This is a genomic window from Cognatundibacterium squillarum (assembly GCF_014652435.1).
Lineage (GTDB): Bacteria > Pseudomonadota > Gammaproteobacteria > Burkholderiales > Burkholderiaceae_D > Undibacterium > Undibacterium squillarum.
Window position 1 is genome coordinate 187,893 of record NZ_BMYU01000003.1, and the last position, 13,840, is coordinate 201,732.

The window sequence follows — 13,840 nt, forward strand, 5'->3', positions numbered from 1 at the left end:
GGCTGTTTCAAAGTAAGGCAAAAGCTTCGTCCACCAGCGAAGGCTTGTAATAAATAAATCCCTGTATCTGATCTACATCCAGTGCCCTTACCAGCGCCAGCTGCTCGCTGGTCTCCACGCCTTCGACCACGGTTTCCATCTGCAACCCCTGAACGATTTGCACAATTCCTTTCAGCAATTCATAAGCCTGATTACTGCTGGTAATTTCAGCAACAAAAGCGCGGTCTATTTTGATAACTTGTAACGGTAAGCGCAGCAAATAACTAAGAGAAGAAAAACCGGCGCCAAAATCATCCAGCACAATCACAAAGCCATGTTCGCGTAATTCACGTAACCGAACAATAGACTGATCTGAATGGATCAGTGCATTCTCTGTGACTTCTATCTGTATTCTGTTTGTCGCAATCCTGTATTGCTGAAATACCTGATGAAGATCATGAACAAAGCTTTCGTGTACTAATGAGTTGGCAGAAATATTAATCGAAACTGGCAGATTCATTTGCGGCCAGCTCTGCAGAATTTCGCAAATCCTTTCTGCCACATATAAATCCAAATCGTAGTTCAGTCCGGATTTTTCTACGGTAGGAATAAAAGCGGTCGGCGGAATTAAGCCGTGTACCGGGTGATTCCAGCGGATCAGCGCTTCAAATCCGCAGACCATGCTGCTTTTCAGCGCAACCTTTGGCTGCATCATCAAAAACAACTCTTTCTTTTCCAGCGCAATCCGCAAGTTATTCAGCAAGGTCATGCGATGACGTGATTCATGCTCAAATTGTTCCCGGAATACTTCACCTGACCCGCGTTTTTGTTCTTTGGCGACTTTCAGCGCTATCTCTGCCTGGCGCAATAAAAGCTCCGGTGTAAGGTTACGGTCTGTGCTGCTGGCCTCGCCTACGGTCATACTGATACGTATAGACTGACTATTCACCCAGATTGGCTTTGAACTGCGCATTGCCACTTCATGCGGACCTAATTGTGTATTTTCAAAACACACAGCAAATACATCCGTATGGATACGCGCAATTGCGAGTGCCTGCTCAAAATAACCTCTGAGTACTTCACCGGTTTTTCTGAGCAAATGATTACCGAATTCGTATCCGAGAGATTCTACAATATGATGAAAATAGTCCAGATCCAGAACGAACACGGACCAGCGTTTCTCTGCGTGCGCAGTTGCCATGCAGCGACTGATTTTGTCCAAAAACCCAAGCCGGTTCAGCAAACCGGTCACCGGATCTTCATAGGCCGCAATATTCAGATAGCTGAAGAATTTTGCATTTTCCAGGCCAAGTGCAATATTCATACAAAATAATTGCAGTAGTTCCTGATCTGCAGATTCAAAACTTGCTGCATCTTCCGATACGATTACGCCTTCCCAGCCGGAAGGTGTAGACAGATACAGCGCCGTGTTTCCGTTTTTGTGACAATGTGCTTGTCTTTCCAGCGCCTCATGTGCGAATTTTGCTATTTCCAGATCTGCTTCCAGTATCTTCAGATCCTCTCCGATATAGCGTTCATATTTACTGTCGGCTGCAACCACAATATAACCGCCATTCCCTGACTGAATCGCGTACGGACCGCGTAAAGGTTTTTGGGAAACACAGAATAAACTACGCGAGCTGAGCTCAAACAGAGCTTCAATCTGAGCCAGCACACCTCTGGAAAAGTCAATTACAGACCTTTCCTGCAACATTGATGCTGACGCATGGATGATATTTCGCAATCCCTGACGACTTTCTTCAATGGACTGTAGCTGCTGATAACTACGTATTGCGGTCGCAATTGCAGTGAACAGCTTATTCCTGGTCAGTTCACTTTTTGTCTTATAAGCATTAATTTCATAACGAATAATTACCTGTTCTTCAGGTGCATATCCGGCTTGTCCGGTACGAAGAATGATCTGAACATGCTGATTGCCTATCTCGTTCCGGATTCGATCTACCAGAAGAAGGCCTGCATCATGGGTTTCCATCACGACGTCCAGCAAGACAAGGCAGGCGTCCGTATGCTCCTGCATCACTGAGTAGCCTTCAGCACCGGAATAGGCACTGACAAAAGTAAGCGGACGCCCATATATTTCCACCCCCTTCATCGCCATCTTGGTCACCTGATGAACATCTGCCTCATCATCGACAATCACAATTTTCCAGGGTTTATTATTTTGTCGTCCGGGCTCTGCATCTCCGGAAGTGCTGACAGAGCCTCTGCCCTCAGGATCATCAGCAAACAGCTGAATAAAATCGTCACTCATCAGCAATCTCCTTCGTATGTACTTTCAACGGTAACATCAGATAAAAGCAAGTTCCCTCTCCGGGCACGCTTTTTACGGAAATTTCTCCTTCAAGAATGCCGGTTACGATGTTGTACACAATATTCAGTCCGAGCCCTGACCCACCCTGCCCAAGTTTGGTAGTAAAGAATGGCTCAAAAATACGCGAAAGGTTCTTTGCCGCAATGCCAGCGCCGTTATCACTGAAACTGACGAACACCTTCTCATCTTCCTGCACAGCAGAAATTGTAATCACACCATGCTGCTCTTCGGCAAACGCATGTAACAGCGCATTATTAATAAAATTTGAAATAACCTGACCAAAAGGACCTGGATAACTGTCGAGAAAAATATCTTCCGGAATCATGACCTGAATTTCCAGATCTCTGCGCTTGACCATATGATGCATGGTTTGCAGTATGCCCTGTACAGTTTGCAACAGATTAAAGAAGCGGCGTTCTTCGCTGGCCTGATCCACCGCCACTTGTTTAAAACTCTGTATTAAGTGTGCGGCACGGTGTAATGCTGTCTGCATCACTTGCAGGCCCTCTTCCGCATCATGCTGAAATTCTTCGACATAAGAACGCCGGAGTTGTCCGGTCTGCATCTGATGAAAAAACACTTTCAGATGATCTGAAAATGTTGTTCCCATAGTCAGAGCGATTCCCAGCGGCGTATTGATTTCGTGGGCTACCCCCGCTACCAAGGATCCCAATGAAGCCAGCTTTTCACTTTGGATAAGTTGCCCCTGCGCCTCTTTCAATGCGGCTAACGCCTGCTCCAGTTTTTGCTTTTCTTTTAATAGTACTTGCTGATGCTGTTTTTCTGCGGCACGCATCTGATCAAGCTGTGCCAGATCGCTCTGAAAGCTACGCAGACTGGAAAACACTTTACCAATTTCGTCGCTTTCAAATTCAAACACCAGATCCCGTCGTCCCTGACGCAACAATTCCACATCTTGTTTCAATTGGCGCAAAGGCGTAGCGATATTGAATGCAATACGCCACAAAACAAGCGCAGATAAAGCGACCAGCAGCACTGAACTGCATATAATCAGAAATACTCTTTTTTGATAGCGCTGCTCCACATGAGTCGCAACGGCATCTGACAGCACGCTGAAACGTGCCTCCATATCATGCGCAGCCCTGCGCAACAGATAATGTGCCCCGTCATTTTCGTTGTAACCCATCAGGCTACTGATACGGACCGCCTCCTGAAATGCATCCCGGTACAGTCGCAATTTTTCCGCCTGCACTGTACTCAATTTACTCTGCAGAACCGTTGCCTGCCGTTCAAATTCGTGGACGACATCGTCTTCCGGATCAAACAAAAAAACCTGATGCAAACTTTGTAATCTGGTCAGTAATGCACGGCTGTCACTGTTCTTTTCAGGTAGAGAATTCAGCAATGCTGAAGACAATTGATTCAGATCCTCCTGCAAACCTTCATTTTTAAAAATACCGAGCTGCTTACGGTATTCCACATACTCCAGAAAGTTCAGCCGGTAAGCCAGCATGGCTTTACGTAATAACTCCATATCCGGATGGCGGAATCCAGTCTGACTGAGATCAGAAAACCACTGATCCAGTTTGTCCGACATACGTTCACTCTGAACCTGAAATTTCGACAAAAGCTCAGGCTTCATGCGTGCCATGAAATCTTTTTCATAGCGGCGCAAATTCAGCAACTGTACCTCCGCTTCACTGATACCTAGACTCGTTTTATGATCCTCAAGATATGAGGAATGCTCGAAAAATAGCAGCGATAAAAAAAGACTGATCACCAATGCCAGATAGCCGCCAAGCATGCTCATACGCTGACGCAGGGAGTAGTGGCGGATACGTAAATTCAGCATTGATACTCCGTGTCAGAAAGTAACTCTGCAATACTTGCTGCAAGCGTCTCGACGCAGAATTCTACGGAAGCCAGTCAGCTTATGAGTCAGACCGGCCGCTTTGCCGGGGCAGTGCCGGTCGGAAAAAATCTACTGACTGCAATACATCAGGCAAGAATATTGTTCAGAATAGTGCAATCTATGTCATGTCGGAAGACCGATTTCACTATTGTTTTCAGTAATGCAATTTACGGCAACAACTTCCGCCTGCGCGGCTTACTCAGATACAAAAAAACCGCACCCTGAGGCGCGGCGCTGTTAGCAAAACGGAATGGCAAACTCTGAAGGCGTTGCGGCCTGTCAGCCACCCCATATACGTTTGTAAATCGCTTTGTAATCATTTGAGGGATCAAATGTGAGTCGATTACCACCGTCATAGGCAATATTTTGTGATGTCGTCAGATGTGCTTGCGCATGATAGCCGCTGGGTTGCTGGCTGTTGAATGCGCGGTTCAGCTCATCTATCAGCTGCCACGCATGTAATGCCAGCGGTTCAGGAACGGTACCAACCTGAACAGCACCTGCTTTAATGCGTTTGTAGGCATTGCCAGAGCCATCACCGGCAGCCACACCGGAAATTTTATTCTGACTGAAGAGCGCTGCAATTTGCGGGCTTTCCAGAAAGTCAAAATAGAAGTCGTTGGTAGAAATCACGTGCGTCCATTTGCTGCCGTGTTTCTTAGATGCATTCTCTATGGTTTGTCTGACGCGGGCAGGGGAATCAAACAAAGGCACGTCTTCAACGCTCAGCAAGCGACAACTTTCACATTGTTTAATGACTTCCGTAATTCCGGCAGCGCGCTGCGCGAGATAAGGGTTTGTATTATCCGTCAGTACCACGATGCCTGCTTTTCCGTTAGATTCAGCAATCGTCGCCATCGCAGCAATCTGCCCGGCCTCCTTAGGCGGTGTTCCGATGTTTGTGAACAAACCATCTGTCGCACCGTTTTTTGCAGATGCATGCCAGCCAACAACCGGCACATTTGCATTTGCAGCCAGTGGCAAGCCTTTCGCCTGCGTTGCCACGTCCACACCGACCAGGACAATGCCGTTCGCTTTCATATCAATGGCTTGCTTAATCAGCCCAGCACCGGTACTGCAATTGCCGCGGCAATCGATGAAAAGAATTTCCCATGCACCGGCTGCGCCGGCTTCACGCATATTATTGAGTATTGACAGAACTCCGGAATCCCGTAAATCCTGCGCAATCAGAACAATTTTTTTTCCTTTTACCAGCCTTGGTCCCTCGACAGGACCGTCCCATTTATTTTTCAGCGAAGCAGCACGGGCTGTTTTCGCATTTGCACGACTGAGAAACTGCATAGGATTTTCCTGGGCTGCAGCGTCTGCAATCATCGATACCGCTACAAACATCAAGGTCAGGCACTTACTGGTGAAAGCACTCATGATACTGGCTGGTAAAGTTAATATGATCTGTGGGGCAAAGCCGCAACAGACACGAACCGATGTCCGGAACAAAGTCAACTGTTTGCTACCGGATGGTCAGCCAAGAGTATTCAGAATTTCTCACGGTGTAAACAAACTTTCCTGCACTACGCATTTTAGTAAAATAAAACCGGCGAAAAATGCAGCTTTTTTGCCAAAATATTGGCAAATGCCGATATTTTTCACCGGAAAAGCGCATAATCATCCAATGCAGGCTGCAGTAAAAGCTCATAGTGGCTTGCGTGCAATATCATCTTCCATCATATGCATGAAATTTTTGGTTGACCACTCCAGTTTCCCGAACACAATCTGCGGCTGATAAGCAATACCGTTACCGCGCGGACGGTTCAGGTACACTTTATTCGGAATGACGGTCACACCAAGTCCGGATGGCAACGCAACCGTTCTGACTTCCATATAGGTTGAGTCAGCACCGCTTGGCGCACCGATAAATCGAACGCCTTCAAATAACTGAAACACATCCAGTGCATCAAGACACGCACTGACGCAGCGTGAAGGAACAATTACGTACACCGGACGTTGTAACGCAGGCGGATCCGATGCGAGATCCTGCTTGGCCTCCTGCATACTCATCGTCACCGGTGCAGCGACCGCTTTAAAGAACGGTTCATCCGCCTGTCGCGCAAGCCGCATCTGAGCGGCAATTTTTTCCAGTGTATCCGCAACCGGTAACTGCGCTTCTTTGCGCAGCACACCGACCAGATTCTCGAGATAAGCAATATTGCCTTCGCTGGCACGCCACCAGACCTGCGTTTCCGCGAAATAGGCTTTGACTCGCCGGTTTACCCGCTCTTCACCCCACAACGCTTTGGCCAGATCACGACTCCAGCCGGATGAGCCGCCGCGGTTATGCCTGAGATCAATCACAATTGCGGAAGCCTTCAGTAGTTCATTGCGTTTTTCACGGATGTCCTGATACATCTTACGGTAAGCAGCACGCTGACTTTCATCCGGACTAAAGGTTTGCGCGGCAATCCAGAACCAGCCGGGTTTCGGTGATGTCATGCCAACAGGCAATTGTTCACCGTCAGAGGCTCGTCGCTCCCACTCTTTGCCTTGTGCACTGATTTTCGTCCAGCGTAAATGATGCAACCAGTGCTTACCATCCAGTTCCAGCTCACATTTCGCCGGCAACTTAATAAACGGATTACCGTTATCGCGCATCAGCTTTTCAGCATGTGTCCACCAGTCGCCGGGATTTTCTGCGTGTCCGGAAAATGGAAAAACATTTGACTGCAGCCATGCACTGACAGCTTGTCCGTCACAACTGTGTAATGTAGCACCTGCAGGCACTTCAGCCAGTTCTGAGGCATACACCATCATTTTGTCTGCACGCCAGACTGCATGAAACCCCGGCCATTTTTGGGTGTACGGACTATCCGGTGGCAAAGTTACACGGACACCGGCGTGTCCGTCATGAATCATTGTGTTAAAAATTTGCAATGCTGCGCGGTAACCGCCCGCGTCCGTGACAGCATCAGCATATTCCAGACTGCGTTCCTTCGCCTGAATCAGCCGTGCAAAAAATCCGGGATTTTGCGGATCTGCCATTCCCGGATGATTATTTTTTGTTTCCAGAAAAGCTGCCTCAATATCATTTCGGGCAGCCTGTTTCCATGCTTCAGGCGTTTCCGGTACAGATGGCAGCGATTGCGCAGAAGCATTGGATGAAAAAATAGCGCCGGCGAGCAGCGCTATCCGCAGACTGGTTATCAGGTTTTTCATGAATATCGTTTTTATTTTCAATTTTATCTTTAGTGAATTTTACGATGCATTCTCCAAAGCATAGTTTTTTAATTCACTGCACACATTATTTCCAGATCAGATCGCCCTGTGCTTTGCGCTCAATATGCCGCTTCGCAGGACGGCCTATCACGGTGACATCGCCATTACCACTAATAGTCACACTGGCTTCCTCGGCGGCGCAGACATGGGCATTCCCGCTGCCACTGCTGTCCACTGTGAGTATCCGTGTTTCCAGTGATGCAGCATTGACATCACCACTGCCCTGAAGTTTCACCTGAATTTGGCGCGTACGTCCTTTCAGAATCGCATTTCCACTGCCGGCATGATAGAGATCGACCATTTTCGCGGATGGTATTGAAAGATTCAGATTCCCGCTTCCGGTTAACTGCGCTTTCAGTTGCTGGATATTTCCGTCTGCCAGTATCTGCCCTGACCCTACGAGCCGGATCTCCATTTTTTCCTGCTCAAATCCGCGTATCGTGACATCACCGCTGGCCTCAGACACCAGTTCAGCCAGCTGTGGCAACTGCAACTCGATTCTGGCGGTTTCATGGCGATTAACCGATACAAAGATGCCGCGTGTGGAAATGAGCAGGGTTTTTCCTTCGGTTCTGGTCGTGACACGTGGTACCAGTCGCGGATCACCTTTCACAACCAGTTCTGTTTTCGCTGAAGGCCGTACCGATAATTCCACCGGGCCGGAAATCACGATACGTTCAACCGGTGTTGTAATACTGCGTGTTTCACTTGCCTGCCCGCCCGGAACCGGATCCGGCGCTGCGGGGAGCGAGGCAAAAGCGGTATGACAGCACATTGCGACCATCACACAGACTAACAAACCGTTCCTTCTGTGATGCGTGCCCGGCGTCTTCATGATGTTCTCCCTGATATCCTGTTTTAAACGCTTTGCAATACTTTACGGTTCCAGCGCAGATACGCCACCAGACCACGCCAGCTCAGCGCTGACAGTTTCGTCATACACCAGGCTGTCAGGAAACTCAGAATGATCAGAAACACACCGGAGCTGATGCGTGGCATCACGGACTGCCGGAAGGTGAACTCCAGCTTGGTAGCACCATCAGACTGCGCATTTTCAGCCGCCGGTTGTGCAGGCACGGAAGTCGCTGCAACGACAGCAATTTCACTGCCACCGGCGATAATCTGCCCGTGCCGCACTTCACTGCGGCCGTCATCGTGGTCCCCCAGTTGCAGCATGTGCGCAGGAAGATCCAGTTTAAATTGCTGATTGCCGGATACGGCACTGGCGGTCAGCATTACGCCGCTGCCATACATCATCAGTGCGCTGATAAAGCCCGCAAACAGAATGCTCAGCCATGTAATGGCCGGTACAAACAAAGCAAAATTCGCCATCGCCAGTCCGCCTAGTGCCAGTGCCCAGCGCGCAAGACCCGGTAAGCTGAAATCCGTTTTCAGACCACGGTAGCTGAGTTCCAGAATCTTCCGTTTTGCCAGAATTTCCGGTGCGGGCAAGCTGCTGATCACATCCTGTTCCGGCATGCCGCCAGCGATTTTCTGCTCACAATCTGCTTTCACAGCACTCAGGATTGCATCACGCTGCGCCGCCTGTAAGGAGTTGAGCGCCTGTCCGAGTTGCTCGAGATAGATTTGCGTATTCATGGTTGTCTCCGTGTGTTCCTGTCTGATGAAGTTCAGAATAATGAGACCACCGGTAGCAATCCAGCGGATTGCGACAGGTTGACAAATTCAGGGAACAAACTGCAGATGAGGAATGACTGCTGAAACAACAAGACAGGAAAAACAAGGCGGGAAAGAATGGCAACAGGTTTAGCCAGCGTGCACAGTATCAAAAGTACGCAACCAGGTCAGCTGCGCAATACGCGCCTGATTACTGGCTCTGCGGCGGGTCAGCGACAACTCTTTTTCAATCTGAATGCGCGTTGTTTGCCAGATCTGGCGCTGTGAAGACGAAATAATTTCCTGCAGATCCGCAAGCCGGAACATCGCTTCCACCCCGGCAGCGGTGAACAATTGCTGCAACCGGTAATGACCACTGCTGCCGGATTCAGAATACACCGTGAGTCCTTGCAGACGGGCATTCAGGAATGCGGCGATTTCAGGCACTGTACGTCCGGCGGTCTGCAAGGTATCGCGCGATATGCGGTGACAGTGAAACAGTCCGTCGTCCCACTCCAGCCAGCCCGGTTCCGGTCGTACCAGCGTGCACCAGCCGTCACCGTGCCGGTGAGAATACCCGACTTCAATCGGATAGCCACTGCGTCCCGTGGCAGAGGCTTCCATCGCGAGTACAACCGGCACCTGCATATGTGATCTCCGGAAATTTTAAGAAATTGCTGTCACCGGTTTCACTATAGTCACTGACCTTACTTTCCGCCATGCACCTGCCACAAGCCGGAAAAGAAAATGCCGGTTTTTGCATCCGCAAAAACCGGCATGGCGTGATGTATGTATCAGGATCAGAACTGATGACGCATACCGGCCGCCAAGCTGCTGGCGCGTTCAGCATTCGACAATTTATCGCTCATCACCAGCGCATACACATCGGTACGTTTGGATAAACGGTAGTCGTAGCCAATGGTCAGGGTGTCGCGTTTCAGTTCAGCACCGACCAGTGAGCCATTGCGGCGAGTATTCGCGAAGCCTGCCAGAATATCACCGCCGCCCACCGGCACTTTGGCACCGAGGCTGTAGGTTTTATCTTTCATCGAGGTATTCGCAGCTGCATCGTTTTTGCTTTGCGAGTATGTTGCATACAGTTTTGCAACGCTCAGATCATAGCTGGCAGCTGCAAACCAGGTTTTCTGATTAGTCACGGAAGCAAAATTGACCGGTGCTGCTGTTGCATCGATCAGTGCGCCCGGCGTCGGATTACCGGCCTGTACCTGATGGTAATAGCCACTCAGAGCCAGCGGGCCATTGAAGTACAGCGCATTGATACCGATGTTTTTTGTACCGGTGTCGCCGGTTTTTTCGCCGAACTGGTAATGCACATTGGCTGTCAGACCACCAAGATCCGGGGTCGTGTAAATGATTTCATTGCTCCAGCCGGAATCGCCGGCGATAAAGTTAGGCCAGGTGCGTTTGCCGAAATCACCGCTCGGTACCCAGGTATGCAGGACCAGCGGGGAGAAACTGAAGGAATCGCCGAAAGGATTGAAGATCACCGTTGGCAAAAAGCTCGGTGCCAAATCGCGGCCCAGCGATACACGGCCGAAGTCGCCTTTCAGTGCGACATTCGCATCGCGCGAAAACATGGTGTCACCGAAAAAGCGGCCGGACGTACCGGTATCCGCCTGCAGGAAGCTGGTCAGCGCGAATTCTGCTTTCAGGCCGCCACCCAGATCTTCAGAACCTTTAAAACCAACCCACGATGTCGTCATGCCGCCGCTGTTGACGGAAGCACGGGAACCGTTGTCACCGCTGAATTTCACCGAACCGGCATACACATCAACCAGTCCCTGTACGGTGACGGTGGATTGTGCCAGAGCGCCGTTAGCGCACAGCACCATCGCTGCTGCGATGCCGGATTTGAACATTACTGCTTTCATGAAAAAACTCCTGCGTAGAAAAAACCTGCAGGCTGAGCGAACCAAAGAAGAAAAGCGCACAGCCGGAATGGGCGGGATGATACGCATTTTGCTGTGAACGCACATCCGGAAAACGCAGCATTTCACGCTTTTTCACCAAACTACAACAGAATCGTTATCAATTGATTTATAACGAATCGCTGCTTACCTGATATTGGAACAGGCGAAAAAAAAGCCCGCTGATTTGCGGGCTTTAAATCCAAACCTTAGGAGGTGTTGGAGGAGACTGTAGATACTATACTGCGCCGCAATATGGTTGTCTGCTTTATTCTCGGAATATCCCCTATACGAAACCTGAATATCAGCAATGCGGATGTTCGGTTTATTCATGAGCAGCAGTTCATGCAGACATAAAAAAAGAAGAAGGAAAGTAACAGGCAAAAAAATAGCCCGCTAATCGCGGGCTTAAATCCAAACCTCAGGAGGTGTTGGAGGAGACAGTTCCTACTATATCGCAGTGCAGCATAACTTCCAACGAAGTTTTTCGCATAACTGTCATCAGAAAATCGCATAACCGTAACAGCATGGTAAACGCTGTAACAAAAGGCTGACACAAACCGTACCGACAAAAAAAAACCCACAACCAAGGGGTTGCGGGTTAAATCCAAACCTTAGGAGGTGTTGGAGGAGACAGGTGTAACTTTACTGCAGTGCGACAAATAAGTCTGCTTTATTCTTCCTATATCAATCATTCATAAAGCACATAACTTAACCGGAATCCCTGCCTGCATGCCGACTCTTGCACAGCGTCATGCCTGAAACGCATGAATCTGGTATCGTTATAAAACACTGAACCGGCACTGTGGCAGGCCGGTTTTCATATTGCCCGTGCATACTTAAAACTCAACTGTGGGCAATCAGGAGACTCTCCACTATGAAACTCATCGAACCTATCCAGCAATATCAGTCTGAAATTCAGGCGATCCGGCGCGATATTCATGCGCATCCTGAACTTTGCTATGAAGAAGTCCGTACAGCCGATCTGGTTGCCAGCCAGCTGCAGCAATGGGGCATTCCTGTTGTGCGCGGTTTGGGCAAAACCGGCGTGCTCGGTATCCTGAAAAACGGTGACAGTCCGCGTGCAATCGGCTTGCGTGCTGATATGGATGCGCTGCCGCTGCAGGAAACCAATACTTTTGCGCACGCCTCGGTGCATGAAGGCAAAATGCATGCTTGCGGGCATGACGGTCATACCGCCATGCTGCTGGCAGCCGCGCGCTATTTGTCGGAACACCGCCATTTCAATGGCACGGTCTATCTGATTTTTCAGCCTGCAGAAGAAGGCGGTGCCGGTGCGCGTGCGATGATAGAAGATGGCCTGTTCCGCGATTATCCGATGGAAGCCGTATTCGGCCTGCACAACTGGCCGGGACTGGCTGCCGGGCAGTTTGGTGTGCGCAGCGGTGCGATGATGGCGTCATCGAATGAATTTTATGTCACGGTGCGCGGTAAAGGCTGCCACGCAGCGCAACCGCATCGCGGTACGGATCCGGTGATGACGGCGGTGCAAATGGTGCAGAGCTGGCAAACCATTATCAGCCGTAACGCCAGCCCGCATGAATCTGCTGTGTTGTCCGTCACCCAAATCCACGCTGGCAGCGCAACCAATATCGTGCCCGATGATGCGACCATCTGCGGCACGGTCCGCACTTACAGCAATGACATGCTGGATCTGATCGAAACCCGTATGCGTACGATTGCGGAACACACCGCCGCCGCATTCGGTGCCAGCGTCGATTTTCGTTTTAAACGGAATTACCCGCCGCTGATTAACCATGAAGCGGAAACCGCCTTCGCAGTCGGTGTAATGCGCGAGCTGGCCGGTGATGCGATGGTGGATGCAGACGTGGAGCCAACCATGGGCGCAGAAGATTTCGCGTTCATGCTGCAGCATAAACCGGGTTGTTATGTGTTCCTCGGCAATGGCGATGGCAGCCACCGCGATGCCGGCCATGGCCTCGGCCCCTGCAATTTACACAACCCGAGTTATGACTTTAACGACGATCTGATACCGGTCGGCGCAAGTTACTGGGTACGACTGGCAGAAACTTATTTAAAATAATGCAAGGTCCAGACGCTACCGTGTTTCACAGGAATCCGGTAAGCTGAGTTTTCAACCATTTTCAGAATGCAACTATGTCCGAACAAAAAGACGATAACGCTGTCCGCAGCAATTTTCTCGAAGAAAAAGCTTTTCAGTCGCGCACTGTGCTGGTGTTCGGCACCATCAATGACAAACAGGCAGCGGATGTCAGCAAACGCCTGATCGCACTGGCGGCAGAATCGGCTGATCCGGTGACAGTACTGGTGTCTTCGCCGGGCGGTCACGTGGAATCCGGCGATGTAATCCATGACATGATCCGCTTCACCGAATTGCCGGTGAATATGGTCGGCAGCGGCTGGGTTGGCAGTGCAGCAGTCACGGTATTTTTGTCGGCACCGAAAGAAAAACGCGTTTGTCTGCCGAATACCCGTTTCCTGATTCATCAGCCTAGCGGCGGTTGCGGCGGTCAGGCAAGCGATATCGCGATTCAGGCACGTGAAATCGTCAAAGTGCGTGAGCGCATTGCCAAGCTGATCGCGGCACAAACCGGCCAGTCGCTGGACAAAGTCACTAACGATATCGACCGTGATTACTGGATGACTGCAGAAGAAGCGCTGGAATACGGCCTGATTTCGCGCATCATCGAACGCCAGAGCGACCTGCGCTGATCGCTGTATCAGCTTCGCCAGAACATCCCCGCCTCCTGACCGGACCCGGGGATTTTTTACGGGTTGGGTATGGCAATCCGCCAGCAGGCTGGCAGAGCCGTTTTTTGGCCTGAAAATGCCTCAAATGCGGTGTTCAGCACAGCACCCCGGCGGTCGTCGGCAGAA

10 protein-coding genes are annotated in these 13,840 nt (G+C 50.1%); 2 read left to right on the forward strand and 8 right to left on the reverse strand.

The features are described 5' to 3' along the window. Positions 1–7 precede the first annotated feature (7 nt). From IE092_RS07970 to IE092_RS08005, 8 genes are all read right to left on the reverse strand, one after another. The gene (locus IE092_RS07970) at positions 8–2,251 is read right to left on the reverse strand and encodes a bifunctional diguanylate cyclase/phosphodiesterase (RefSeq protein ID WP_189356528.1); all 2,244 of its coding nucleotides are present in this window, start codon (positions 2,249–2,251) and stop codon (positions 8–10) included. Next, positions 2,244–4,124 (reverse strand): sensor histidine kinase, encoded by a 1,881-nt coding sequence (locus IE092_RS07975; protein ID WP_189356529.1) that lies wholly within the window; start codon positions 4,122–4,124, stop codon positions 2,244–2,246. Before IE092_RS07975 ends, IE092_RS07970 begins: the two co-directional genes overlap by 8 nt. A gap of 339 nt (positions 4,125–4,463) precedes the next feature. Then, positions 4,464–5,486 (reverse strand): substrate-binding domain-containing protein, encoded by a 1,023-nt coding sequence (locus IE092_RS07980; RefSeq protein WP_189356530.1) that lies wholly within the window; start codon positions 5,484–5,486, stop codon positions 4,464–4,466. A gap of 351 nt (positions 5,487–5,837) precedes the next feature. Beyond that, positions 5,838–7,355, reverse strand: a complete 1,518-nt coding sequence (locus IE092_RS07985; protein WP_189356531.1) for a S41 family peptidase — start codon at positions 7,353–7,355, stop codon at positions 5,838–5,840. Positions 7,356–7,440: 85 nt separating this feature from the next. Next, on the reverse strand, positions 7,441–8,250 hold the full coding sequence (locus tag IE092_RS07990) for a head GIN domain-containing protein (RefSeq protein WP_189356532.1): 810 nt from the start codon (positions 8,248–8,250) through the stop codon (positions 7,441–7,443). Between the two features lie 23 nt (positions 8,251–8,273). Next, positions 8,274–9,014, reverse strand: coding sequence for a DUF1700 domain-containing protein (locus IE092_RS07995; RefSeq protein WP_189356533.1), 741 nt, complete (start codon positions 9,012–9,014; stop codon positions 8,274–8,276). A 168-nt stretch (positions 9,015–9,182) separates the two neighbouring features. Then, positions 9,183–9,680 carry a hypothetical protein gene (locus IE092_RS08000; RefSeq protein WP_189356534.1) on the reverse strand — a complete coding sequence of 166 codons (498 nt, stop codon included), beginning with the start codon at positions 9,678–9,680 and terminating at the stop codon, positions 9,183–9,185. A 152-nt stretch (positions 9,681–9,832) separates the two neighbouring features. After that, positions 9,833–10,924: a porin gene (locus tag IE092_RS08005; protein WP_229793093.1), complete on the reverse strand. Its 1,092-nt coding sequence runs from the start codon at positions 10,922–10,924 to the stop codon at positions 9,833–9,835. Between the two features lie 913 nt (positions 10,925–11,837). Here IE092_RS08005 and IE092_RS08010 point away from each other — a divergent pair. Both IE092_RS08010 and IE092_RS08015 read left to right on the forward strand, forming a co-directional pair. Continuing rightward, the gene (locus IE092_RS08010; RefSeq protein WP_189356535.1) at positions 11,838–13,025 is read left to right on the forward strand and encodes a M20 aminoacylase family protein; all 1,188 of its coding nucleotides are present in this window, start codon (positions 11,838–11,840) and stop codon (positions 13,023–13,025) included. Positions 13,026–13,099: 74 nt separating this feature from the next. Further along, positions 13,100–13,675, forward strand: a complete 576-nt coding sequence (locus IE092_RS08015; protein ID WP_189356536.1) for an ATP-dependent Clp protease proteolytic subunit — start codon at positions 13,100–13,102, stop codon at positions 13,673–13,675. Positions 13,676–13,840 lie beyond the last annotated feature (165 nt).

What these genes read in the sequence shown, in the direction of transcription:
- IE092_RS07970 (WP_189356528.1), bottom strand. Translation starts at nt 2,251, where the DNA reads ATGAGTGACGATTTTATTCAGCTGTTTGCTGATGATCCTGAGGGCAGA.
- IE092_RS07975 (WP_189356529.1), bottom strand. Translation starts at nt 4,124, where the DNA reads ATGCTGAATTTACGTATCCGCCACTACTCCCTGCGTCAGCGTATGAGC.
- IE092_RS07980 (WP_189356530.1), bottom strand. Translation starts at nt 5,486, where the DNA reads ATGCAGTTTCTCAGTCGTGCAAATGCGAAAACAGCCCGTGCTGCTTCG.
- IE092_RS07985 (WP_189356531.1), bottom strand. Translation starts at nt 7,355, where the DNA reads ATGAAAAACCTGATAACCAGTCTGCGGATAGCGCTGCTCGCCGGCGCT.
- IE092_RS07990 (WP_189356532.1), bottom strand. Translation starts at nt 8,250, where the DNA reads ATGAAGACGCCGGGCACGCATCACAGAAGGAACGGTTTGTTAGTCTGT.
- IE092_RS07995 (WP_189356533.1), bottom strand. Translation starts at nt 9,014, where the DNA reads ATGAATACGCAAATCTATCTCGAGCAACTCGGACAGGCGCTCAACTCC.
- IE092_RS08000 (WP_189356534.1), bottom strand. Translation starts at nt 9,680, where the DNA reads ATGCAGGTGCCGGTTGTACTCGCGATGGAAGCCTCTGCCACGGGACGC.
- IE092_RS08005 (WP_229793093.1), bottom strand. Translation starts at nt 10,924, where the DNA reads ATGAAAGCAGTAATGTTCAAATCCGGCATCGCAGCAGCGATGGTGCTG.
- IE092_RS08010 (WP_189356535.1), top strand. Translation starts at nt 11,838, where the DNA reads ATGAAACTCATCGAACCTATCCAGCAATATCAGTCTGAAATTCAGGCG.
- IE092_RS08015 (WP_189356536.1), top strand. Translation starts at nt 13,100, where the DNA reads ATGTCCGAACAAAAAGACGATAACGCTGTCCGCAGCAATTTTCTCGAA.